The sequence below is a fragment of the Streptomyces sp. NPDC031111 genome (assembly GCF_055570675.1).
Genome location: NZ_JBVIGS010000028.1, coordinates 25,941 through 49,500, shown reverse-complemented (window position 1 = coordinate 49,500; position 23,560 = coordinate 25,941). Strand labels below are relative to the sequence as shown.

The 23,560-nt window shown below is 72.6% G+C and carries 21 protein-coding genes; 7 read left to right on the top strand and 14 right to left on the bottom strand.

Features of this window, described 5'->3' with window-relative positions; genetic code table 11:
* The first annotated feature begins 35 nt into the window (after nt 1-35).
* The gene (gene treZ, locus ACZ470_RS36645) at nt 36-1,781 is read left to right on the top strand and encodes a malto-oligosyltrehalose trehalohydrolase (protein ID WP_468434277.1); all 1,746 of its coding nucleotides are present in this window, start codon (nt 36-38) and stop codon (nt 1,779-1,781) included.
* A gap of 188 nt (nt 1,782-1,969) precedes the next feature.
* Here treZ and ACZ470_RS36640 read toward each other — a convergent pair whose 3' ends face one another.
* On the bottom strand, nt 1,970-2,917 hold the full coding sequence (locus ACZ470_RS36640) for an aminoglycoside phosphotransferase family protein (RefSeq protein ID WP_468434276.1): 948 nt from the start codon (nt 2,915-2,917) through the stop codon (nt 1,970-1,972).
* Between the two features lie 53 nt (nt 2,918-2,970).
* Complete coding sequence (locus ACZ470_RS36635) at nt 2,971-4,098, bottom strand: aminopeptidase P family protein (RefSeq protein ID WP_468434275.1); 1,128 nt, start codon at nt 4,096-4,098, stop codon at nt 2,971-2,973.
* 219 nt (nt 4,099-4,317) lie between these two features.
* Between ACZ470_RS36635 and ACZ470_RS36630 the strand changes: the two genes are divergently transcribed.
* Complete coding sequence (locus ACZ470_RS36630; protein WP_468434274.1) at nt 4,318-5,073, top strand: phosphodiesterase; 756 nt, start codon at nt 4,318-4,320, stop codon at nt 5,071-5,073.
* Here ACZ470_RS36630 and ACZ470_RS36625 read toward each other — a convergent pair.
* The 5 genes from ACZ470_RS36625 to ACZ470_RS36605 form a co-directional block, all read right to left on the bottom strand.
* The gene (locus tag ACZ470_RS36625) at nt 5,066-5,647 is read right to left on the bottom strand and encodes a PDZ domain-containing protein (protein ID WP_468434273.1); all 582 of its coding nucleotides are present in this window, start codon (nt 5,645-5,647) and stop codon (nt 5,066-5,068) included. The genes ACZ470_RS36630 and ACZ470_RS36625 overlap by 8 nt on opposite strands.
* Before the next feature lie 28 nt (nt 5,648-5,675).
* A complete protein-coding gene (gene cyc2, locus ACZ470_RS36620; protein ID WP_468434272.1) occupies nt 5,676-7,832 on the bottom strand; it encodes a germacradienol/geosmin synthase Cyc2 in 2,157 nt (718 codons plus the stop codon).
* A 95-nt stretch (nt 7,833-7,927) separates the two neighbouring features.
* Nucleotides 7,928-9,106 carry a damage-control phosphatase ARMT1 family protein gene (locus tag ACZ470_RS36615; protein WP_468434271.1) on the bottom strand — a complete coding sequence of 393 codons (1,179 nt, stop codon included), beginning with the start codon at nt 9,104-9,106 and terminating at the stop codon, nt 7,928-7,930.
* Between the two features lie 41 nt (nt 9,107-9,147).
* Nucleotides 9,148-9,795 carry a ScbR family autoregulator-binding transcription factor gene (locus ACZ470_RS36610; RefSeq protein WP_468434270.1) on the bottom strand — a complete coding sequence of 216 codons (648 nt, stop codon included), beginning with the start codon at nt 9,793-9,795 and terminating at the stop codon, nt 9,148-9,150.
* A gap of 256 nt (nt 9,796-10,051) precedes the next feature.
* Nucleotides 10,052-11,866 carry a S8 family peptidase gene (locus ACZ470_RS36605; RefSeq protein WP_468434269.1) on the bottom strand — a complete coding sequence of 605 codons (1,815 nt, stop codon included), beginning with the start codon at nt 11,864-11,866 and terminating at the stop codon, nt 10,052-10,054.
* Between the two features lie 608 nt (nt 11,867-12,474).
* Here ACZ470_RS36605 and ACZ470_RS36600 point away from each other — a divergent pair.
* Genes ACZ470_RS36600 through ACZ470_RS36580 form a run of 5 tightly spaced genes read left to right on the top strand, consistent with a single transcriptional unit; the run spans nt 12,475 to nt 17,331 of the window.
* Entirely contained in the window at nt 12,475-13,485 is a 1,011-nt protein-coding gene (locus tag ACZ470_RS36600) for a substrate-binding domain-containing protein (protein WP_468434268.1), read from the top strand.
* A 50-nt stretch (nt 13,486-13,535) separates the two neighbouring features.
* Nucleotides 13,536-15,926 carry a sensor histidine kinase gene (locus tag ACZ470_RS36595; protein ID WP_468434267.1) on the top strand — a complete coding sequence of 797 codons (2,391 nt, stop codon included), beginning with the start codon at nt 13,536-13,538 and terminating at the stop codon, nt 15,924-15,926.
* Between the two features lie 29 nt (nt 15,927-15,955).
* The gene (locus ACZ470_RS36590; RefSeq protein WP_468434266.1) at nt 15,956-16,387 is read left to right on the top strand and encodes a roadblock/LC7 domain-containing protein; all 432 of its coding nucleotides are present in this window, start codon (nt 15,956-15,958) and stop codon (nt 16,385-16,387) included.
* A 1-nt stretch (nt 16,388) separates the two neighbouring features.
* The gene (locus ACZ470_RS36585; protein WP_468434265.1) at nt 16,389-16,748 is read left to right on the top strand and encodes a DUF742 domain-containing protein; all 360 of its coding nucleotides are present in this window, start codon (nt 16,389-16,391) and stop codon (nt 16,746-16,748) included.
* Nucleotides 16,735-17,331 carry a GTP-binding protein gene (locus ACZ470_RS36580; RefSeq protein WP_468434264.1) on the top strand — a complete coding sequence of 199 codons (597 nt, stop codon included), beginning with the start codon at nt 16,735-16,737 and terminating at the stop codon, nt 17,329-17,331. Before ACZ470_RS36585 ends, ACZ470_RS36580 begins: the two co-directional genes overlap by 14 nt.
* A gap of 42 nt (nt 17,332-17,373) precedes the next feature.
* Here the strand turns inward: ACZ470_RS36580 and ACZ470_RS36575 are convergent, their stop codons facing one another.
* The 7 genes from ACZ470_RS36575 to ACZ470_RS36545 all read right to left on the bottom strand — a co-directional run bounded on the left by ACZ470_RS36575 (nt 17,374) and on the right by ACZ470_RS36545 (nt 23,531).
* Nucleotides 17,374-18,330 (bottom strand): ABC transporter substrate-binding protein, encoded by a 957-nt coding sequence (locus tag ACZ470_RS36575; protein ID WP_468434263.1) that lies wholly within the window; start codon nt 18,328-18,330, stop codon nt 17,374-17,376.
* A 75-nt stretch (nt 18,331-18,405) separates the two neighbouring features.
* Nucleotides 18,406-19,071: an ABC transporter permease gene (locus ACZ470_RS36570; protein ID WP_468434262.1), complete on the bottom strand. Its 666-nt coding sequence runs from the start codon at nt 19,069-19,071 to the stop codon at nt 18,406-18,408.
* A complete protein-coding gene (locus tag ACZ470_RS36565) occupies nt 19,068-19,766 on the bottom strand; it encodes an ABC transporter permease (protein ID WP_468434261.1) in 699 nt (232 codons plus the stop codon). The genes ACZ470_RS36570 and ACZ470_RS36565 overlap by 4 nt, the downstream gene beginning before the upstream one ends.
* Nucleotides 19,763-20,893 (bottom strand): ABC transporter ATP-binding protein, encoded by a 1,131-nt coding sequence (locus tag ACZ470_RS36560; RefSeq protein ID WP_468434260.1) that lies wholly within the window; start codon nt 20,891-20,893, stop codon nt 19,763-19,765. Before ACZ470_RS36560 ends, ACZ470_RS36565 begins: the two co-directional genes overlap by 4 nt.
* A gap of 126 nt (nt 20,894-21,019) precedes the next feature.
* Nucleotides 21,020-21,760: an FAD:protein FMN transferase gene (locus ACZ470_RS36555; protein WP_468434259.1), complete on the bottom strand. Its 741-nt coding sequence runs from the start codon at nt 21,758-21,760 to the stop codon at nt 21,020-21,022.
* Nucleotide 21,761: 1 nt separating this feature from the next.
* Nucleotides 21,762-22,163, bottom strand: coding sequence for an FMN-binding protein (locus ACZ470_RS36550; RefSeq protein WP_468434258.1), 402 nt, complete (start codon nt 22,161-22,163; stop codon nt 21,762-21,764).
* A 27-nt stretch (nt 22,164-22,190) separates the two neighbouring features.
* On the bottom strand, nt 22,191-23,531 hold the full coding sequence (locus tag ACZ470_RS36545) for a ferredoxin reductase family protein (RefSeq protein ID WP_468434257.1): 1,341 nt from the start codon (nt 23,529-23,531) through the stop codon (nt 22,191-22,193).
* Nucleotides 23,532-23,560: the final 29 nt, after the last annotated feature.

The following is a 23,560-nucleotide window of genomic DNA, read 5'->3' as shown; positions in this document are numbered from 1 at the left end:
CTACCTCACGGTGAGCAGACGAAGGGGAACCGTCCGTGCAGTTCGAGGTGTGGGCACCACAGGCCGGCCGAGTGACGCTCCAGTGCGACGGCGCCACCCGCGCGTTGGAGCGGGATCCCGAGCGGGAGGGGTGGTGGCGGGGGGAGGCGGAGGCGCGGGACGGCTCCCGGTACGGCTTCGCGCTGGACGACGGCCCCGTCCTGCCGGATCCGCGTTCGCGCCGGCAGCCGGACGGTCCTGACGGGCCGAGCGCGGTCGTCGACCACGACGCCTTCGCCTGGCGCACGGAGTGGGCGGGGCGCCCGCTGCCCGGCGCGGTGCTGTACGAGCTGCACGTGGGCACGTACACGCGCGAGGGCACGTTCGACGCCGCCGCCGAGCGGCTCGGTCATCTCGTGGACCTGGGCGTGACGCATGTGGAGCTGATGCCGGTGTGTCCGTTCCCGGGCCGGCACGGCTGGGGGTACGAAGGGGTCTCGCTGTGGGCGGTGCACGAGCCGTACGGCGGACCGGAGGGACTGAAACGGTTCGTCGACCGGGCGCACGCGCTGGGGCTGGGCGTCGTCCTGGACGTCGTGCACAACCATCTGGGGCCGTCCGGCAATTATCTGCCGCGGTTCGGGCCGTACTTCACGGACACCCATCACACGCCCTGGGGCGCGGCGGTCAACCTCGACGCGCCCGGCTCCGACGAGGTGCGCGCGTTCCTCGTGGACAGCGCGCTGGCCTGGCTGCGGGACTACCGGATCGACGGGCTGCGGCTGGACGCGGTGCACGCGCTGGTGGACACGCGCGCGTGCCACTTCCTCGAGGAGCTGTCGGAGTCCGTGGACGCCCTGGCCGCGGACACCGGCCGGCCCCTGTTCCTGATCGCCGAGTCGGATTTGAACGACCCCAGGTTCGTCGCGCCCCGCGCGGAGGGCGGCCTCGGGCTGCACGCCCAGTGGAACGACGACTTCCACCATGCCCTGCACGCCGCGCTGACGGGCGAGTCACAGGGCTACTACGCCGACTTCGCGCGTGCTCCGCTCGCGGCCGTCGCCAAGACGCTCACCGGCGGGTTCTTCCACGACGGCACGTACTCCAGCTTCCGGGGCCGGCGCCACGGCCGGCCCCTGGACCGCGACCGGGTGGCCGGGCACCGGCTGCTCGGCTACAGCCAGACGCACGACCAGGTCGGCAACCGTGCCCAGGGGGACCGGCTGGCCGCCCTGGTCTCCCCGGGGCTGCTGGCCTGTGCCGCGACACTGACCCTGACGGCGCCGTTCACGCCCATGCTGTTCATGGGCGAGGAGTGGGCGGCGGGCACGCCCTGGCAGTTCTTCACCGACCACACCGATCCGGAGCTCGCCAAGGCGGTGCGCGACGGCAGGCGCCGGGAGTTCGCGGCGCACGGCTGGGCCGAGGAGGACGTACCGGACCCGCAGGACCCCGCCACCCGCGACCGCTCCTGCCTGGACTGGTCGGAGCCGGAACGCGAGCCCCACGCGCGCGTGCTGGCCTGGTACCGGCTGCTGGCCGCCCTGCGCCACGAGCAGCCGGACCTCACCGACCCCGACCTCGGCGACACCAAGGTGGCCTATGACGAGGAGCAGCGGTGGCTCGCCTTCCGGCGGGGGGACGTCCGGGTCGCCGTGAACCTCGCCGACCACCCGGCGGCGATCCCCCTGGGCGCCCGCGACGCCCGCGTCCTGGCGGCGTGGGAGCCGGTGGAGACCCCGGGCGCGGACGGGGTGCTGCGAGTGCCCGCCGAGTCGGCGGTGGTGCTGCTACAGGAGTGAGGGCGCTCAGGCACCAGTGCCGTTGCGTTGCCCGGGGCGAGGGTTGCTCTGCCGGCGTTTGCCGGGTGCCGCTGCGCCCACCCTCCCCCACTCTCGGCTTCGCTCGAGCGGGAGGTACCCCCATCGCCCCAGCGGCACGACTGCCCGCAGCTACCGGGGGCGTGCCCGCAGAGAGCTGCGGACGCCGCCTAGGGTGCTTCGTCGCCGCCGAGGTCCGTGACGCGTTCCAGCATGATCGGTTCCCAGGCGCGTCGCAGCCGGGCGCGCAGGGCGGGCCGCGTGGTGGTGCGGGCGGTGAGCGCGTCGGCGAGGTGGAGTACGGCGTCGCAGCGGGCCAGCCACAGGCCGCGCAGGCAGGGGCGGGCACCGTAGCCGGCCAGGGTGGCGGCGCGTACCGCGGCCGGGGCGCCGACGGCGAGCGCGAGGCCCGCGATGTCCTCGGCGGGGTCGCCGACCACCGCCGCGTCCCAGCCGAGGACGCCGCGCACCCGGCCGTCCGCGCTCACCACCAGATGCTCGCCGGTGAGGGCGTGGTGGACGAGGACGGCCGTGCCGGGCTGGGCGGCGAGCTGGATCGCGGCGGGCGGGGTGAGCTGGTCGAGCCGGCCGGGGTCGAACTCGTCGGCCCGGGCGAGCCGTTCGGCCGCTGCTCCGGCGGCCCGGCGCAGGGCGTCCAGGGAGCGCGGGGAGACGCGCGGCACGCCGAGCGTCTCCGCCTGCCGTACCGGCACCTCGCGCAGCCCCGTGAGCAGCCCGGCCAGGTCGGCCTCGCCGACGGCGGACACGCCGTGCTCCTCCCCCGTGCCCCCGGCCAGCCGGGTCTCCAGGGTGCAGAGCAGACCGGGCGCCCACTCGGCGTGCGCCACGACGGACGGCACCGCGACCGGGACGTGCGGGCGGACCAGGTCGCGCAGCCGCAGCTCGCGGCGCCGGCGCAGGCTCGCCTCCCGGTCCGGGGCGAGGCGCAGCACATGGCGGGTGCCGACCCACCAGGTGGCGGGCTCGGCGCCCTCGGCGACGGGCCGGACGTCGGGTCCGGCGGCGGACGCCGCGCCGCCGCCCCTCCCGCTGTCCTGGAGCAGGGAGCGGGCCAGCCGGCGGACGGTGTCCGCGGTGGGTGTCGGTGCCTGGGTCATGATCGGGCCGTTGCCGTTCGGGGAGGCAGGGAGGGGACGGACGGGGGAACCGCTCAGTCCACTATCACCATCTCCCGCGCGGTGTTGTTCAGCCGCCGTCCGCCGTCCTCGGTCACCGTCACGATGTCCTCGATGCGCACGCCGAACCGGCCGGGCAGATAGACGCCGGGTTCGACGGAGAAGCACATGCCGGGCACGAGGGGCCGCTCCTCGCCCTCGATCATGTAGGGGGGTTCGTGCGTGGTGACGCCGATGCCGTGGCCGGTGCGGTGGATGAAGCGGTCCCCGTACCCGGCGTCGGCGATGACCGCGCGGGCGGCCCGGTCGACCTCCTGGCAGGCGGCGCCGGGCCGCACTGCGCGGAAGCCCGCCTCCTGGGCCTCGCGCACGAGGTCGTGCACCCGGCGTTCCTCGTCGGTGGGTTCGCCGACGTGGACGGTGCGGGAGGTGTCGGAGCCGTAGCCGTCCTTGAGGCCGCCGAAGTCGAGGACGACCATGTCGCCGCGTTCGATGACGCGGTCGCCGACCTCGTGGTGCGGGTTGGCGCCGTTGGGGCCGGAGGCGACGATGGTGAAGTCGACCTGGGAGTGGCCGAACCGCCGCAGCAGCGCGGCGAGATCGGCGGCGACGTCCGACTCGCGGCGGCCGGCGAAGGCGACCCCCCGGATCTCCTCGAACGCCGCGTCGGCGGCGGCCCCGGCGGCGGCCAGCAGTTCCAGCTCCGCCGCGTCCTTGACGGCGCGCAGCATCGGCAGGGCCTCGGTGAGGGAGGCGTACGAGGTGCCGGGCAGCGCCTTCTGAAGTCCGAGCAGGTGCATCGCCCACGCGTTGTCGCTGATCCCGAACCGGCCGTTCGCGTCGAGCAGCTCGGCGGTGACGGCGTAGGGGTCCTTGCCGTCGGTCCAGTCGCGCAGGGTGAGGGCGGGGGCGCCGGTGGCGCGCTCGGCGTCCGGGGCCTCCAGGGTGGGGACGACGAGCACGGGGTCCCGGCCGGCGGCCAGGACCAGCAGGGTGAGCCGCTCGGTGACGGCGGTGGGCGCGTATCCGGTGAGCCACACCAGATCGGGACCGGGGGCCACGAGCAGTCCGGCGAGCCCGGCGTCGGCGGCCTGCCGCGCCGCACGCTCCATGCGGGCCTCGTAGTCGTCGACGGTGAAGGACGCGGACGCGGTGCCGGTCATCCGGGGGCCTCCCAGGGGCGGACATCAGGTTACGGGCAGCATCCTGCCCGGCGGGCGGGGGCGGCGCGAGCCGGTTGCGGGTGTTGCCCCCGCGGCCCGCCGCGACGAACGGCGCCGCCCCCCGCCCCGACCAACGGCACACCATTGCCCAACCATTAGACCTAATGCTTAGATCGCACATACCCATTAGGAGATCCACTGCCGGGGAGGCCCACGACCGTGCTCGTACTCGCGCACATCAGCGATCTGCATCTGGACGGAACGACGCGGGCGACGGAGCGCGCCCGACGGGTGCGGGACCGGCTCTGGGAGCTGCCGGTCCTGCCGGACGCGCTGCTGGTGACCGGGGACATCGCGGACCACGGCACCGAGGCCGAGTACGAGGAGGCGGCCCGGCTGCTGGGACTGCGCGACGGGGACGCCCCGTTCCCGGTGCTGACCTGCCCGGGCAACCACGACAGCCGCGCCCCCTACCGCAAGGCGCTGCTGGGACGGGCGCCGGCCGACGGCCCGGTCAACAGCGCGCACCTGCTGGACGGCGGCGCGGTACTGATGTGCGACTCGAGCATTCCGGGGAGCGACGACGGGGAGCTGGACGCGGAGACCTGCGCCTGGATCGAGTCGACGCTCGACGGACTGGACGACGGCCTTCCGGCCCTGCTCGCCTTCCATCACCCCCCGGTGGCGCTGCACCACCCCCTGCCCGACTCCTATCGCCTGCGCGCCCCCGAGCGGCTGGCGGCGCTGCTGGCGCGCCGCCCCGAGGTCGTCGGGCTGATCACCGGTCACGCCCACACCCCGGCCGCCACGACGTTCGCCGGCCGCCCCGTGCTGGTGGGGCCCGGGGTGACCTGGACGCTGCGGCTGCCCTGGGAGGGCGAGGAGGTCGCCGACCGGGACGCCCCGGTCGGGCTCGCCTTCCATGTGCTGGACGACGACGGGCGGCTCACGAGCCACTTCCGCGTGGTCATGTGACGATGCCGGGGACGGCCGTCAACTGCTGGTAGCCCCCGCCGCTGTGGCGCACCGTCAGTTTCACCTCCTCACCCGGGCGGGCCCGGGCGACGGCACGCGCCAGGTCGGCGGCCGAGTCGACACGGGTGGCGCCGAAGGCGAGGAGCACGTCGCCGCGTACGAGTCCCGCCGAGAAGCCGGGGCCGGGCACGTGCACGCCGACGACCAGCGCCCCCGGCTTCCGGTCGTCCGCCACCTCCAGGCCGAGCCCGGCGACGACGGGTGCGGGCGGGGCGGCCACGGCGGACGGCGCGGTGCGCGGCGACACGGCCGGGGCGCCCGAGGGCGTCCCGGACTGCCGCGTCGGCTCGGCCCATCCGCCCGCGCCGACGATCGTGGCACCCATCGCGCCGAGCCCGACCCCGGACAGCACCAGGACCGTCCCCGCCGACAGCCCGAGCAGCGCGGCCACCAGCCGTCCGCGCCGCCGCCCGGTCCGGCGGCCGGGCGGGCCGGAACCCGGCCCGTCCCCGGAGCCGCCGCCCCCGCCCCCGTCGCCGGGCATCGGTCTGGGCCGCAACGCGGTCTGTTCCATGGTTCGCCTCCGGCGGGGTTGCTGGGGATCAGACGAGGACCGCGGGCGCCGGTGAGCGGTACGGGAGGAAGCCGTGGACCCGGCCGGACAGGTACTCGTCCTTGTACCGCGCCACGTTGCGGTGCCAGTTGAGGATGCCCGCCATCCAGTTCCGCAGGTCCGTCACATAGCCCTCCATGATCGCCCGCGCCTCCGCCGACAGCTGGAAGTCGTCGTAGACGATGGGCAGTTCGTGCTCCACGACATGTTCGAACTGGCGCATGCGCTGGTTCATCAGGTCCTGCACCACGGGCAGCGCGGTCGGATAGTCGACACCGAAGAAGTTCTGCACGACGAGGACCGCGTTGTGCATCTCCCCCTCGAACTCGATCTCCTTCTGGTAGGAGAAGACGTCGTTGAGGAGGCACGCGTAGTCGATCGCCGCGTTCTCCAGCGAGCGCACGGGACCGCTGCGGTAGACCTCGGGCGGCACCGCCGGTCCGTGTCCGGCGCGGCAGAGCCCCAGGGTGAGGTCGGAGCCGAAGGTGGCGCGCCGCATCTCCAGGTAGTCCACCGGGTCCGGGACGCGGTTCTGGATCTGGTTGGACAGCTCCCACACCCAGGCCTCGGTCATGGTGTCGATGGCCGACTTCAGCGGGCGGCGCTCGTCGGGCGTCATCCCGGCCGTCGTGCGCGTCCACAGGTCGATCAGGGCCCGTTCCATGGCGTTGGCGGGCGGCGGGACCTGTTCGGAGTCGAGGGGCATGCAGGCCGACAGACGGGCCGTGGTCAGCCGGGCGGCGGCCAGGTCGCGGCGGTGGCCGTAGACGAGCGGGTAGTAGTCGTCGCCGTAGGTGCCGAAGGCCAGCCAGCCGGAGGCGAGGTCGAGCTGCTCCTGGGTGGCGTCCGGGTCGAGGCCCGCCGCGCACAGCGGCAGGTCGCAGCTCTCGAGCTTGTCCTCGTCCCAGACGCCCTCACCGAGGAAGCCGATCCGCCGGGACCACTCGAGGAGGTGCCGGCGGGCGCCGTCGAGAGCGGGGCTGAGACTGAGCGGGAACGGCATGCGGATCTCGGGGATGATCGACGGGCCGACCTTCTGGAACGGCACGTGCGTGTGGGCGCGCAGCCTCTCGATCCCCGCCCCGGCGAGCAGCGCGCCGACGTCCGCGGCGGTCGTCCCCGGCCCGGAGAGGGACTGCCAGGGGGCCTGGGAACGCGCGCCCTCGTTCATGTAGCGGCTGGAGCGCATGTGCCATTCGTGGCCCCCGGACTGCCAGTCCTGAAGCCCCTTCGTGTACGCCCCGACGGCCGCGACCTCGGCCGGGGTGAGCCCGTTCTCCAGGGCCACGGCGGGGACTTCGGTGAACGCGGTGTGCTCGAACTGGTGGAGCCGGGAGGTGAGGACGTCGTTGACGAGGTCGGCGGCCTCCTGGGTGGTGCAGTCGAAGAAGGTCTCCAGGACGAGCACGCCGTTGCTGAGTTCGCCCTCGTCCTCGACCTCCCGCTGGTAGGAGAACAGGTCGTTGCGCAGGTGCACGGCGTCGGAGAACGTCTCCATCAGCACCCTGAGCGGCCGGGTCCCGGCGACGGCGGCGGGCACTTCGGCGGTCGCGTACTCCACGAGCCCGGCGGACCAGGGCGCGCCGCCCACCTTGCGGCGCATCTCGATGTACTCGACGGGGTTGGCGATCCGCCCCTCGTTGATGTTGGACAGCTCCCACAGGGACTCGTTGAGGAGGTGCTCGGTGGCGACGGCGAACCGGCGGCGCCAGTCGGCGGACATCGCCGGGACGGTGCGCGCCCACAGGTCGGCGAGGCCCGCCTCGACCGGGTTCTCCGGTTCGGGGACGGGAGTCGCCGGGTCGAGCGGCATGAACAGCGGCAGCCGGTCCAGGTGGGCCTTGCCGGCGGCGCGGTCCTGGCTGCGCTTGAACTTCTCCAGGAAGTGGTCGTCGAAGAAGAAGACCCACACGTACCAGTCGGTGATGAGGGAGAGGGCGGGCCCGTCGCAGTCGGGGTGGGTGTAGGCGCAGAGCAGGCCGTAGTCGTGCGCGTCGAGGTCGGCCTGCTCCCAGACCCCGCTGCCCTCCAGCATGCCCATCTCGCGCGCCCACTCCGTCGAATGGGCGCGGGCCTCGTCGACATGCGGGTTGAGCCGCGCGGGGTGCGGCAGGTAGAAGTGCGGGAGTTCGAACGGCTGCGTCATGGCCGGGGGCTACCCGTGGCCCGGCGGCGGCATCCGCCGGCCACCGCATGATCACACCATCGCGTGAACCGTACCCGGTACGGGAGTTCCGGACGCTATGTCCTGACCTGGATCAGCGCGTGGGTGCCGCTCGTGCGCCAGCGCTGCTCCTCCGCCGCGGCCAGGGCCGCCTCGGTGCCGGCCGTCAGCCCGGTGATCACGTCGGACTTCAGGGTGCGCAGGGCGGCGACCGGGCCGGGGAAGTAGCCGGTGACGTCGGCGAACGGTGTGGTCGGGGGCCAGTACCGGTCGCCCACGAGGCGGCGGTAGTTGAGGTCGCCCTTGACGACGGTGAGCGTGGCGGCGGCGAAGTCGGCGCGGAGGTCGTCCGGCATCTCCTCGTACGGCAGCGGGGAGCAGGAGAACGGGTGCGCGCGGAGGCGGAGCCGGCCGTCGGAGAGGGCGGCCCACAGACCGCGCCCGTACTCGGCGGCCGCTCCCTCGGCGTCGGTGAGCCGGCGCACCGCGTCGACGACGTCGGCGGTGGTGGCGTCGGAGACGTAGTACGGGTACGGCTTGACGTGCAGTACGGCCCGCCCGACGCGTCCGTGGGCCAGGAGGTGGGCGATGAGCAGCAGGTCCGGGACGAGTTCGCGGCCCGCGTTGTCGGCGACCAGGCACAGCGTGCCGGTGCCGGAGGTGCCGAGCAGCGGCCACAGCCGTTCGCTGTCGTCGGCCACCAGGGCGGGGACGGGTGCCGTCTCCTCGGCGCCCTCGGCGGACAGCCGGAAGCCGAGGTCGGCGCGGTTCCCCCACAGGGAGCCGTGCAGCAGGGCCCGGGCCCGTTCGTCCTCCGGGCGTCCGGCGAGGTCGTCGAGCGCGGCCAGTTCCTCGTCCGTGGCGGGCGAGTCGAGTTCGGCGAGTTTGGAGGGGCGGAACGGGTCGATCGACTGCCAGGGGCCGGGGGCGAAGTAGCCCACCGCGTCCAGCAGTCGGCGGTAGAACCAGCTCTCGGACCACAGCCAGGGCACGTCGTACCAGGAGCGGCCGGCGTAGGTGTCCATGCCCCAGCTCTCCCAGCGCCGCCGGTCGTGGGCGTCGGCGGGGAGGGGCTCGATCGTGCCCTCGGTGCAGTCGGCGAGCAGGGCGTCGAGCGCGCGGTGCTGCTCGGGACCGTACGGGAAGGCCTCGCGCACCTGCCGGATGATCGCGGGGTGTCGCTCGGCCAGCACACCGTGGGGGAAGGTGCCGGGCTCGTTGCCGAGGATCACGGGCGCGGTGGGGGTGTCGGACATGGGGCTCACCGTAACGCGCCCGGGCCGTCGGGCGGCGCAGCTCACACCGGCGCGATCTCCCGCTCCAGCCGTGCGGCCAGGGAGAGGTAGCGGGCGCGCCGGGTCACGGGGACCAGGCCGCGGATGAGGATCTGCCACATCTCGGCCGTGCGGCGGGGCTGCCGGGCGACGGACTCACGGGAGCGGCCGACGACCCGGGTGCCGACGAAGAAGCAGACCAGGGAGTGCGCCACGACGTCGATGTCGACGTCCGGGTGGACGTCGGCCTCCTTGACGGCGCCGAGCAGTCGGGCCGAGACGATGTCCAGCCACTCGGTGAAGGGATGGCTGAGCGGCGGGCGCGGGCGGGTGCCGCCGGTGGCGAGCCGCAGCCCGGCGCGCAGGACGGGGTCCTCGGCCGACATCCTGGCTATGCAGAAGGTGAGGCGCATCAGCGCCTCCAGGGAGGTGTGGCCCCGGACCTCGGTGTCCCGGGCCAGCCGGCGGCAGGTCGCGGACTGGAGTTCCAGGATGGCGTGGGCGAGGTCCTCCTTCGCGGCGAAGTGGAAGTAGAGGGCCCCCTTGGTGACTTGGGCGTGCTCGACGATGTCGCTGAGACTGGTCGATTCATAGCCCTGCCGGTCGAACAGGTCGGCGGCGGCCGTGATGATCGTCGCGCGGGTCTGCTCGGCGCGTACCTGCCTCGCCATCGCCTGAACTCCTGAGCCGGAAAGGAACGGGTCATGCCGTTTGTTTTGACGCCGGGTACACGATATCTCACCCTGTGGCGACCCTCATCATGCGGGCGGACCACAGGAGTTGGGCACATCGGGCAAAACAAACGCGCTTCATGAAAGAAAACAGCGCGTCCGGTATCTAAGTGTGTCAGGTGTGGGGGCAAAAGAGAACGGCGGGCCGACCGGTGCCCCATCCGCACCGGCCGACCCGCCCGCTTTCGAGGGTGGATCAGAAGGTCAGCTGCCAGCCGTTGATCCGGCCGGTGTCGTACGACGCCGTGTCCTGCACCCGCAGCTTCCAGGTGCCGTTGGCGGTCTCGGCGGACGCGTTGACCGTGTAGGTGGTCCTGACGTCGTCCGCGGAGTCCGAGGAACTGGCGGACTTCAGCCGGTACACCGACCCGTCCGGCGCCACCAGGTCGACGACGAGGTCACCGCGGTAGGTGTGGGTGATGTCCACGCCCACCTGGAGGGCGGACGGCGCGTTGCCGCTGCGGCCGCTCACCGTGATCGGGGACTCGATCGCGGAGCCGTTGTCCGGGATGGAGACGGCGGTGGTGCTGGAGTAGGTCGAGCCCGTGGACGTACCGCCCTTGACCGCCTGGACCGTCTTGGTGGCGTCGGCCAGGCCCGCGCCGCAGCCGCCGGAGCAGGTGCCGGGCAGCGCACGGGCGTTGGACTTGATCGCCGACTCGATCTGCGCCGGGGTGAGGGCGGGGTTCGCCGACTTCATCAGCGCGGCGAGGCCCGCGATGTGCGGGGCGGCCATGCTGGTGCCCTGGTAGTAGGCGTAGTTCTCGGTCGACGGGGTCCGGGTGCCGGAGTTCAGCGTGGACAGGATGCCGCCGGAGGTGGTGGTCCGGGTCTCGCCGCCCGGCGCGGCGATGTCCACGACGGTGCCGTAGTTGGAGTAGTACGAGCGGCTGCCGGAGCGGTTGGTCGCGGCGACCGTGATGACGTTGTTGCAGCTCGCCGGGGAGTAGTTCGCGGCGTTGGCGTTGCTGTTGCCGGCCGCGACGACGACCGTGGTGCCCCGGGAGACGGCGCCGTTGATGGCGTTCTGCGTGGCGGTGCTGCACGTTCCGCCGCCGCCCAGGCTCATGTTGATGACCTTGGCGACGTTGGCGTTGGCGGGCACGCCGGAGACGGTGCCGCCGGACGCCCAGGTGATGGCGTCGATGATGTCGGAGTCGTAGCCTCCGCACTTGCCGAGGACGCGCAGCGGGGAGACCTTCGCGCCGTACGCGATGCCGGCGACACCCTTGCCGTTGTTGGTGGCCGCGGCGATGGTGCCCGCCACATGGGTGCCGTGCCAGGAGGAGTTGCTGCCGGTGGCCTGACCGCACTCGCCGGCGGCGTACCAGTCGCCCGGGTCGGCCGGGTTGCTGTCGCGGCCGTTGCCGTCGACGGCGACGGCGGTGTCGGAGATGAAGTCGTAGCCGCCGACGATGTTCGCGGCGAGGTCGGAGTGGGCGACGTAACCGGTGTCGATGACGGCGACGGTGACGCCGCTGCCGGTGGCGAGGTCCCAGGCGCCCGGCACCCGCATGCCCGCGGTGGTCTCGAACAGGTCCCACTGCTTGGCGTACTCGGTGTCGTTCGGCGTGGCCAGCGGCTTGTTGAGGCGGTCCGGTACGACATAGGCGACCTGCGGGTCGGCCCGGTACTCGGCGACGACGTCGGCGACGTCCGCCGTGGTGAGGTCGTCGCCGAGGTCGACGAGGGCGGCTCCGGTGCCGAGGCGGCGGCTGAAGCCGAGGTCCTCGCCGGCCTCCTTGCCCTTGGCCTCGGCGTCGGCGGAGGCGGCCTTGTTCGACTTGGCCTCGGCGGCGCCGGACTTGTAGCCGACGATGAGCCGCTCGGCCGGGGTGCCCGGGGCGGCCTCGGTGCCGGCCGCGGGGACGGCGGGCGCGTCGGAGGGGGCGTCCTGGGCGACGGCGACCTGAGCGGAGGCGGCCGTCAGCAGGGCGACGGAGAGGGCGGCGACGGATATCAGCCGCCGTCTCGGGGAGGAGCTGCGGGGTGAGCTCGAAGAGGTGCGCAAGGGTGTGCCTTTCGTGCCGGGACTCCGGGCAGCGCGGAGCGTGGGGAGGAGAATCGATTCGCTTCGTCGTCGAAGCGGTGTGGGGTGAATCGACGTGCGGCAATCGGCCGGCCGGGCGCGAGCAGCAGGCCCGTTCCGGGGTTGCCGGTGGGCCGACCGCGCTCGAACGATAGGCAGCGCTCGGGTGAACCGGATACGGGGGAAACCCTCGATCCGGTCGGCAACCCACCCTCGACAACAGGCCGTTGACCAGGAACGAACCGCTATGCCCGCATCACGACGGAGGTGAACGCGGCGGCCGGTTCATCCGTACTGCACGGAAGGACCCGACGTGTTCCCGCACGGAACGACGGTCGTCCGGAAGGGAGTCGGAGCCCACTCCGTACCGTCCATTCGGTTCGGCGCGGCCCGCGAACCCCCTCGTCCTCACGCTTCATCACAATGCGGCAGCAACGCCTCACTTCACGTGGCTGTTCACTTGACTACCAGTGGTTCCACAGGGTTGGCTCCGGGCCAGCGAGAGTTCACCCGGTCGGCGCACGCGCCCGCGGTTCCGTCCGTGCTCTCCCCTGCTCTGGCTCGGCCGCACAGCGAGGTCCGCACTCCCGATGAACACTCGTCCCCCGTCCTCCCGCCTCCCGAGACGCCGACCGGTGGTCCTGGCAGCCGCCGTCGCTCTGCTGGCGACCGGCTGTTCCGCCTTCGGCACGGCCGACGACTCCTCGGACTCCGACGGCGCGGCCGCCCCGGGCGCCGGAGGGATCAAGGTCGCGATCGTCACCCACGGCAGTGAGGGCGACGCCTTCTGGGACCGGGTGAAGAAGGGCGCCGAGGCGGCCGCCGCCAAGGACGGCATCGACCTGACGTATGTGAGCGACCCGGACCCGGCGGGGCAGGCCGAGCTGGTCCGTGAGGCGGTCCGGGACGGCGTCGACGGCATCGCGCTGACGCTGGCCAAGCCGGCCGCCATGAAGGGCCCCGTCAACGAGGCACGGGCCGCCGGCATACCGGTGGTCGGGCTCAACTCCGGTATCGACGCCTGGAAGACGTCGGGGCTGCTGGGGTACTTCGGCCAGGACGAGAGCGTGGCGGGCCGGGCCGTCGGCGACAAGCTGAACGAGCTCAAGTCCAAGCACGCCCTGTGCGTCGTCCACGAGCGTGGCAACGTTGCCCTGGAGGCCCGCTGCGCCGGCGTGAAGAAGAGGTTCGGCGGGATCACCGAGAACCTCTACGTGGACGGCACCGACATGCGCGCCGTCGCCGGGATCATCACCGCCCGCTTGCGGCAGGACCCCACCATCGACGAGGTCGTCACCAACGGGGCGGACTACGCGCTCACCGCGGTCGACGCCGTCGCGGAGGCCGACAGCAACGCCGACATCGCCACCTTCGACCTCAACAACGACCTGGTGGAGGCCGTGCGCGGCGGCAACGTCCAGTTCGCGGTCGACCAGCAGCCCTATCTCCAGGGCTATCTCGCCGTGGACGCGCTGTGGCTGTACCGGACCAACGGCAACATCAGCGGCGGCGGGGTCGCGCCCGTGCTCACCGGGCCCGCGTTCGTCACGAAGGCCAACGCGGACTCGGTCGCCGGGTTCGCCGCCGACGGAACCCGCTGACGGGCCGGCCGTGCGTACTCCTCCCACCATCCGACCGCTCTAGGACCACGATGTCTCCACGGACAGGTGCCCGGCGCCGTCTCGGCTCCATACGTCTCTCGCTGTTCCTCCTCGCACTGGTGCCCAGCGTCACCCTCGCCGGCATGTGGGGACTGACGACGATCCAGATGTTCTCCGAGGGCCTGCAACTGCGGTCCCAGACGGAACTGAGCCGGTCCACCGGCGCGATGGGCACGCACGCCACGCTCGCGCTGCAACAGGAGCGGCGGCTGACCGCCGCCTGGCTGGCCGATCCGGACGGCTCCCGAACCGCCCTCGAGGCCCAGCGCAGGAAGACCGACGAGGCGGTGGCGAAGCTGGTCGGTCAGGCGGACGCGATCGCCGAGGCACCGGCGCGCATCTCGGACCGGCTGTACGGGGTGCTCGGCTCCGTGGGCAGCCTGGAGTACTACCGGGACCAGATCGACAACCCCGGCGACATCACCGCCGAGCAGGCGCTCGACCAGTACACCTCGATCAACGACGACCAGATCCACGCCTTCCAGGAGCTCTCCCAGGTCGACGACGGGGACCTGACCTCGGAGGCCGGACCGCTGGTCGCGCTGGAGCACGCGGCGGAGCTGTTCTCCCGGGAGAACGCGGTGCTCACCCTCGGCTGGCCCTCGGGGCACCTGGACACGCAGCGCTGGAGCGAGTTCGCGGAACTGGTGCACACCCGCCGCTGGCTGGTCGAGGACCAGATCGTGCCCTCCCTGCGCGGTGAGGTCAAAACACAGACCGAGCGGATCCTCCAGAGCACCGAGTGGCGTGCCCTCGAGGCGGTCGAGGACCAGGTGCTCGCGACCGCGCCCACGCGTGAGAAGCGCACCGTCGAACTGCCGGACCTGAAGGAACGGTGGGACGAGGCCATGGGCCGGGTCGCCCCGCAGTACGCCACCATGATCCGGGAGCAGACCGACGCGCTGCTCACCCGCAGCGCCGACGAGGCCCGCAGCCTGCTGGTGACGGCCGCCTCCCTGAGCGCCGCCGGACTGCTCGCGCTGCTGCTGTGCGTCGGCCTGTCCTGGCGCATCACCCGTTCGCTGTCCCGCCGGCTGCGCGGTCTGCGGGTGGCCACCCTCGGTCTGGCGGAGGAGCGGCTGCCCGACGTGGTGGCCCGGCTGGAGCGGGGTGAGAAGGTCGACAAGGAGTCGGCGACGACCCCGCTGGACTACGGCCACGACGAACTGGGCCAGGTCGCCCAGGCGTTCAACACCGCGCAGCGCACGGCCGTGCACACCGCCGTCGAACTGGCCGAGACCCGGCGCGGTTTCCAGAAGGTCATCCTCGGCATCGCGCGGCAGAGCCAGAACCTGGTCAACCTCCAGCTCAGCAAGCTCGACGCGCTCGAACGCCGGCACACCGACCCCGAGGTCCTCAAGGGCCTTTACGAACTGGACTCCACGGCCAGCCAGTTGCGCCGCTACGAGGAGAACCTCGTCATCGTCAGCGGTGAGCGTCCCGGACGTTCCTGGAGCGAACCGGTGGCGCTGATCGACATCGTGCGCAGTGCCGTCGGGGAGGTCGCCGAGTACCAGCGGGTGGAGGTGCTCACCGAGGAGGAGGTGTCCGTCGCCCCGCCCGCGGTGGCCGACGTCATCCATCTGCTGGCCGAGCTGATCGACAACGCGACGGTGTACTCGCCGGCGCCGAGCCCTGTCGGGGTGCGGGCGGCGATGGTGGCCAAGGGCCTCGTCGTCGAGATCGAGGACCGCGGCCTCGGCATGTCGGACGACGACTACGCCTCCCTCAACGCCCAGTTGGCGAAGCCGCCGCAGTTCGACGTGGTGGCGCTCGCCGACGACCTCCGGCTCGGCATGTTCGTGATCTCGCAGCTCGCGCACCGGCACGGCATCGCCGTCACGCTGCGCCCCTCGCCGTACGGCGGGACGACGGCGATCGTGCTGGTCCCGCACGAGATCGTGGTGCGGGACGTGCCGTCCGGAACGGAACGGCGGGACACGGCCGCGGGTGGGGCGGACGCGGCGCCCGACGGCCCGGTGGGGCCCGAGCGCGCGGAGGCCCCCGTGAGCGCGCCGGCGGGCGCGGGGACGCGGGCCGCGGCGGCCCGGTCGGCGACCGCCGTCCGGACCGCCCCCGCCCCGGCCGCGTCGGTGCCCGCGCCGCGCCCGGACGGTCTCACTCCGCTCCCCCGCCGGGTGCCGCAGACCAGCCTGGCCGCCGAACTCCGCGAGGAGTCCCTGCCGGACGCCGAGGAGGACTCCGGGGAGGACTTCACCGCGGAGCGCGCCGCCTCCTCCCTCGCCGGCTTCCAGCGCGGCACGTCCCAGGCGCGGGACGACGACGACACCGACGGGGCCGTGCCGCCGGACGACGTGGACGCGCCGGCCCACGTGCCCGCCGACTCCGCCGGCCTCCCGACCCCGCCCGCCGACCGCTGACCGCCGACGCCCGAGAAGGAAACACCGTCATGACACGCCCCATCCCCGCCACCCACACCCAGCTGGATCAGCTGCTGACCGGACTCGTGGAACGGGTCGCCGACGTGAACCAGGCCGTGGTGCTCTCCGAGGACGGACTGGTGGTGAGCAAGTCCACCGGCTTCCTGCGGGACGACGCGGAACGCCTGGCGGCGACCGCGTCCGGTCTGATGAGCCTCAGCAAGGGCGTCAGCATGGACTTCCGCGGCGGCCCGGTGCGCCAGGCGCTCATCGAGATGGCGCACAGCTATCTGATCCTCACCTCGGCCGGTCCCGGCGCCCATCTGGTGGTGCTGACCGGTCCGGGCGCGGACGTCGGCGTGGTGGCGTACCAGATGAACATGCTGGTGAAGAAGATCGGCGAGCACCTCAGCGCGGCCCCGCGGGACACCGCCGGGCCGGCCGTCGACCCCGGCGTGTGAGGTGGGCGGAAGCGACTCGGCGGGCCGGCTGGTCCGGCCGTTCACCCTGACCGGTGGCCGGACCCGGCCCAGCCGCGCCGACTTCACGCTCATCACGACGGTGACGGCGGCGGATCCGCAGCCCGAGTCGGCGGCCCGGCCGCAGCCCGAGCACTCCCGGATCCTGCGGCTGTGCGCCGAGCCGGTCGCGGTCGCCGAGCTCGCCGCCCGTCTCGACCTGCCCATGAGCGTGGTCGTCATCATGCTGTGCGACCTGCTGGAGGCGGGCCGGATCACCGTCCATCCCCCGCATCCCGTCAACCGCACCACTCCGGACCTGGATCTGCTGCAGAAAGTGAGGGAGGGCCTTGGCCGGCTCTGACACCACCGCTCAGGCGCACACCGGGCGTCCGGCACCCGACACGGTCAAGATCCTGATCGCGGGCGGCTTCGGCGTGGGCAAGACGACCATGGTCGGCTCGGTCAGCGAGATCGTCCCGCTGCGCACCGAGGAGCCGCTGACCATGGCGGGCCTCGGCGTCGACGACCTGAACGGCGTCGAGGAGAAACGTGCCACCACGGTCGCCCTGGACTTCGGCAGGATCACCGTCTCGGACGACCTCGTGCTGTATCTCTTCGGCACACCGGGGCAGCAGCGGTTCTGGTTCATGTGGAACGACCTGGCGGTCGGCGCGCTGGGCGCGGTGGTCCTGGTGGACGTGCGCAGGCCCAAGTCGAGTTTCGCGGCGATCGACTTCTTCGAGCGCCGTGGCATCCCGTTCGTGATCGCCGTCAACGGATTCCACGGGGAGCACCCGTACCCGGTGGAGGACATCCGGGAGGCGCTGACGCTGCCGGACGGCGTGCCGGTGCTGCTGTGCGACGCGCGGGAGCGGGAGTCGTGCCGGGACGTGCTGATCTCGCTGATCGACCGGCTGATCGCGGAGGCGGCCCCGGCGCGGTGAACCGCCGGTGGGGTGCGGCCCGTTCACCGCACCCCGCGGGGGTCAGTCCAGACCGGCCGACTTCAGCCAGGCCTTCGCCACGTCCAGGGGGTCCTTCTTCTCCAGCTGCACCTGGGCGTCGAGGTCGAGGAGCGTCTCGGTGTCCAGCTTCGCGGACACGGCGTCGAGCGCGTCGACGCCCTCCTGCGACAGCCCCTCCTTGTGGACCAGCGGGGTCACGTTCGCGAAGCCGAAGAGGTTCTCCGGGTCCTTGAGGACGACGAACTTCTCCTTGACGATGGTCGGGTCCGTGGTGAAGATGTCCGCGGCCTGGACCTCGTTCCTGGTGAGCGCCGCCTGGGTGAGCGGGCCGCCCGCGTCGAGCGCCTTGAACGACTTGAACTTCAGGCCGTAGACGGACTCCAGGCCCTTCAGCCCCTGCTGCCGGGTCTGGAACTCGGGCGAGCCGCCGATCACCAGCTCCGGTGCGATGTCCTTGAGGTCGGCGAGGGTGGACTCGGTGGTGAGGCCGTACTTCTTCGCGGTCTCGGCGTTGACGCTGACCGAGTCCTTGTCCTCGGCAGGCGACGACTCCAGCAGCGTCAGCGTCTTGTCCAGCTTCGCCTTGACGGCCTCGTTCACGGCCTCCGTCGACTCCTGCCCGGCCTCGGGGTCGAGGTAGGCGAGGAGGGAGCCGTTGTACTCGGGCAGGACCGTGATCGATCCGTTCTTCATCAGCCCGTACGTCGTCTCACGGCTGCCGATGTTGTGCTTGTAACTGACCTTGAGGCCCTTGGCGCGCAGCGCCTCGCCGTAGATGTCGGCGAGCAGGGTGCTCTCGGCGAAGTTGTTGGAGCCGACGACGACGGTGCCGGCCTCGGCCTTCTCCCCGTCGAGGGGGTTGTCGGAGGTGTCGTCGGAGGAACAGCCCGCGAGCAGCGCCGCCGCGGCGGCGAGCGCGACGGCCGCCGCGCCGGTGTGCCTCGTCCTGGACCTGCTGCTTTTCGCGGTAGAAGTCATTCGCCGATCCAATCCAGCCGTTCACGGCCAGTCAAGAACGTCCACGTTACGGTTTGTCGCACGGGTGATCGAACGTCAGCGCCTGCGCACTCCGGGCGAGACGGCCAGCCGGCCCGCCGCCCAGAACACCGCGAGGGTGAGCAGCGCCAGCACCGCGACGAGGGTGGCGCCGCCGACGACCTTCTCGTAGTCGCGCTGGTAGAGCCCGTCGATGATGTACCGGCCGAGGCCGCCGAGGCTGACGTACGCGGCGATGGTGGCCGTCGACACGATCTGGATGGCAGCGGACCGCAGTCCGCTGAGGATCAGCGGGAGCGCCACCGGCGCCTCGACCTGGAAGAGGATCCGCGACTCGTGCATGCCCATGCCCCGGGCCGCGTCCACGGGGGCCGGGTCGACGGAGCGGACGGCCTCGTAGGTGGTCACCAGGATCGGCGGGACGGCCAGGACGACCAGCGGGATCATCACGGGCAGCAGCCCGAAGCCGATCAGCAGGACGGCGAGGACCAGCAGCCCGAAACTGGGCAGCGCGCGGGCGGCGTTGGCGAGGAAGGCGAGCGCGTTGCCGCCGCGTCCGGTGTGGCCGGTCAGCAGGCCGACGGGCAGGCCGATCGCGGCGGCGATGCCGAGGGCCAGCAGCGAGTACTGGAGGTGTTCGAGGAAGCGCTGGGGGATGCCGTCGTAGCCGTGCCAGTGGGCGCTGTCGCCGAAGAAGGCGCCGACGAAGTTGAGGACGTTCACCGGACCGCACCCTCCGGTGTGATCTCCGCCCGCCGGGCGGCGGGTTTCGGGCGGGTGCCGCGCGGCATCCACGGCGTCAGCAGCACCCGCAGCAGGACCAGCAGGGCGTCGCAGAGGATCGCCAGGGCGGCCATGGTGAGCACGGCGTTGACGGCGAGTTCCGGGCGGTCGTACTTCTGCGCGGCGGCGAGCAGGTTGCCGAGGGCGCCCTGGTTGCCGATCAGGGCGCCGACGCTGACCAGGGAGATGCTGGACGCGGTGGCCACCCGGAGCCCGGCGATGATGGCGGGCGCGGCGATCGGCAACTGCACCTGGAGATAGCGGCGTACGGGCCCGAAGCCCATGGCGGTGGCCGCGGCCAGGGTCTCGTCCGGCACCGAGCGCACGCCGTCGACGATCGCCGGCACCAGCACCACCAGGCTGTACAGGGCCAGCGGGATCATCACGGTGAGTTCGGTCTGGCCGGTGTAGTCGATGAGGACGACGAAGAACGCCAGGGAGGGGATGGCGTACAGCACGGTCGTCATGCCGAGCACGGGCGGGTAGAGCCAGCGGAAGCGTCCGCACAGCTGGGCGATCGGCAGCGCGAGGAGCAGCCCGGCGGCGACGGGCAGCAGGGCCTCCCTCATGTGCAGTCCGATCAGGCCGGACCAGCTGTGCTGGAGGTCGCTCGGGATGTCGAAGAAGCCGTTCACTTGGCGACCCCGGCCCTGTCCGTGTCCGCCCGGCCCTCGGCGTGGGCGGTGCGGATCGCCTCGCCGATGGTCTGCTGGGAGACGACCCCGGTGACCCGGCCGCCGCCGTCCACCGCGACCGCCCAGCCGACGGGCGAGAGCACGGCGCAGTCGAGGGCGACCCGCAGCGAGTCGCTGCCGGGCACGAACGGTCGTCCGTACGGCAGCAGTCGATCCGTCCGGATGTCCCCGGCGGTCAGCTCGTCGCGCCCGGCCCAGCCGAGCGGGCGGCCGTCGGGGTCGGTGACCAGGAGGTGGGGGCCCTTGGCGGCGGCGATCCGTCCGGCGGTGGCGTCGGCCGGGATCACGGTGTCGGTGGTCAACTCCAGTGCGGCGGAGGGGAAGAAGGACAGCCGCCGGATGCCGCGGTCGGCGCCGAGGAAGTCCTCGACGAAGCCGTCCGCGGGGTTCGACAGCAGCTCGGCGGGCGGCGCGTACTGGGCGAGCCTGCCGCCCTCGCGCAGTACGGCGACCATGGTGCCCAGTTTGATCGCCTCGTCGATGTCGTGGGTGACGAAGACGATGGTCTTGCCCAGCTCGTCCTGGATGCGCAGCAGTTCGTCCTGGAGTCCCTTGCGCACCACGGGGTCGACGGCCGAGAACGGCTCGTCCATCAGCAGCACCGGCGGGTCCGCGGCGAGCGCCCTCGCCACCCCGACGCGCTGCTGCTGACCGCCGGAGAGCTGGTAGGGATACCGCTTGGCCAGCGAGGAGTCGAGCCCCACCCGCTCCATCAGCTCCGCCGCCCGCTCCCGGGCCCGCCGCTTGTCCCAGCCGAGCAGACGGGGCACGGTGGCGATGTTGTCGGCGATCGTACGGTGCTGGAAGAGCCCGGCGTTCTGGATGACGTACCCCATGGAGCGGCGCAGGGTGGTCACCGGTTGGCGCCGGGTCTCCTCGCCGTCGAGCAGGATCGTTCCCTCGGTGGGTTCGACCATCCGGTTGATCATGCGGAGGGTGGTCGTCTTGCCGCAGCCCGAGGGCCCCACGAGGACGGTGATCGAGCGGTCGGGGATCTCCAGCGACAGCCGGTCGACCGCCACCGTGCCGTCCGGGTACCGCTTCGTGACTGCATCGATCCGTATCAAGACGCCGATTGCCCTTCGGGTGCCGAAAGCTTCTGACCAAGGCCGCACGCTCTGTCGCCGGTCGAGTGTAGACGGCGCCTCCGACAGAACCCCGGAACTCCACGACCCGGGTCGCGGCGCCCCGGGCTACGCCGCCACCTGCCCCGATTCCACCGAGGGAAACCCTGCGGTCCGCACCACCCGCCGGTCCGCGGTCACGGCGAACACCTCGCAGCCGGGGCGCGCGGCCGCCCACGCGATCCCCTCCGCGCCCAGCGCGAAGGCCGCCGTGGCGACCGCGTCCGCCCGGGTCAGCGTGGCGGAGACGACCGTCAGGGCGAGCAGTCCGGTCGCCGGACGGCCGGTGCGCCCGTCGACGATGTGGTCGCCCCGCTCGTAGCGGGCGGACGTCGCGACCGCGCCGTCGGTGAGCTCCACGACGGCGCACAGCCGGTCGGCGTGTTCCGGGTGCCGTACGCCCACCCGCCACGGCCCGCCGGCGACGACCACGTCCCCGCCGGCGTTGAGGCAGAACCCCCGCGCCCCGGCGGCCCGGAGCAGATCGGCACCCCTCTGCACCGACCAGCCCTTCACCACCGCGCAGGGATCGAGGCGCCGCCCCGGCAGCCGTACGTCGAAGGCGCCCCCGGTCGCGGCCCGGTACCGCTCGCAGAGGTCGAGGACCTCGGTCAGCTCGGGACTCAGCCGGTCCGGGCCCAACTCGCCCCGGTCCAGCCGGGAGACCTCGCTGTCCTCGCGGAACGGGCTGAAGCGGGCGTCGACCTCGCGCAGCCCGGCGAAGAGTTCGTCCGCCACGGCGTCCCAGCGCCCCTCGTCGTCGATCCGCAGCGACACCGGGAACCCCATGACGTGTTCGACGCGCCGCACGTCAGGAGTCCCGCGCGTCGAGGGCGGCCTGGAGCGACTCGCGGTAGCCGTCGCTGGTGACCGTGGCGCCGGAGACCGTGTCGACGTCGGCGCTCTGTGCCCGCAGGGTCTCCTCGATCAGGGTCGGCACGGCGGCCGTGGTCTGCGGATGGTCCGGCTGCCGGAGCATCCGTACGGCGCTGATGCGGTCGCCGTCGAGGGTGACCTCGACCTGCACCGGGCCCTTCTCGGTGTCGACGGTGGGGCCCGCGACGACCCGGACGGTGCTGCCCGGAGAGGTGGACACCGAGGGGGAGGGCGCGGGTTCGGCGCTCGCCGGCTCCGGGGCCGCCGAGGGGGTGTAGCGCCAGAGGGGGATCAGTCCGGCGACGGTCAGGACCAGGACGGGCAGTGCTCGCTTCACGATGTTCTCCTCGATCGTCCCGCGTCCTCATCCGGCCAGGCTGAAGCGCTCGTGGTGGATCTGCCGCTTCGGTACGCCCAGTTCGCGCAGGCCGCGCAGCACCGCGGTGGTCATGCCGGGCGGGCCGCAGACATAGACGTCCCGGTCGGTGAGGTCGGGCACGAGCCGGGACAGCTCCCCGGGGGCCAGCAGGTCCGGTACCGGGGGGCCGGTGATCAGGTGCAGCCCGGCGCCCTTGGCGAGGGCCAGTTCGCGCAGTTCGTCGTGGAGGACGGCGTCTGCGTCGGTGGACACGCGGTAGAGGACCACGGCGTGGCCGTGCAGCTCCTCCAGCAGGGCCCGGATCGGGGTGACGCCGACACCGCCGGCGATGAGCAGGGCGTCCGGACGGGTGCGGTGCAGGGCGGTGAAGGCGCCGTAGGGGCCCTCGGCGAAGACACGGGTGCCGGGCTCGAGATGGCGCAGGGCCGCGCTGCCGTCGCCGGCCGCCTTCACGGTGAGCCGCAGGGTGCGGCCGTCGGGAGCGGCGGACAGGGAGAACGGGTTGGCCTGCCACCAGCGGTCCCTGGTCAGGAACCGCCACAGGAAGAACTGGCCGGCGCGGGCGGGCAGCAGGTGCAGATCGCGGCCGGTGATGTGGACGGACACCACGTGGTCGTTCTCGGGGACGACGGCCGTGACCCGCAGCCGGTGGCGCCGGTTGCGCCACAGCGGCAGCACCAGCCGGCCGGCGAACACGGCGGTGAGGGCGGCGCCCCACAGTCCGTACCAGTAGGCGGTGGCGGCGGACGAGGCGGTGAAGGTGGAGCCGACGGCGACCTGGTGCGTGAAGGCGAGCACCACGGCGACGTAGGTGTAGAGGTGGATGAAGTGCCAGGTCTCGTAGGCGAGCCGGCGCCGGGCGCGACGGGCCGAGACGGCGCCGACGACGAGGATCAGGGCCAGCGCGACGACGGCGCGCAGCACGCCCTCGACGGTCTCGGCGAGGTCGACGAGCTGGTTCACCGGGTCCATCGAGGACATCTCGGCGTAGCCGAAGGTGATGAAGACCGCGTGGCCGAGCAGCGTCCACAGCAGTCCGAAGCCCACCCACCGGTGCCACAGGGTCAGCCGGTCCATGCCGATCCTGCGGTCCAGCCAGGGCAGCCGGGCCACCAGCAGCAGCTGGAACGCCATCAGCAGGGCGGCGTAGAGGCCGGTGAGGCGGCCCAGCAGGACGAGGGCGTTGGCGCCGAAGCCCGCCTGGACGAAGAAGACGGCCACCACCAGCACGTTCGCGGCGAGCAGGCCGTACAGACCGATGCGCGCCACCGCCTTGGGGCGTCGCCTCGCGGTGGGGGGTGCGGGAGGCGATTGGACAGCTGTCACGCCGGAAACTCCTTGATCGGGTCCTGGGA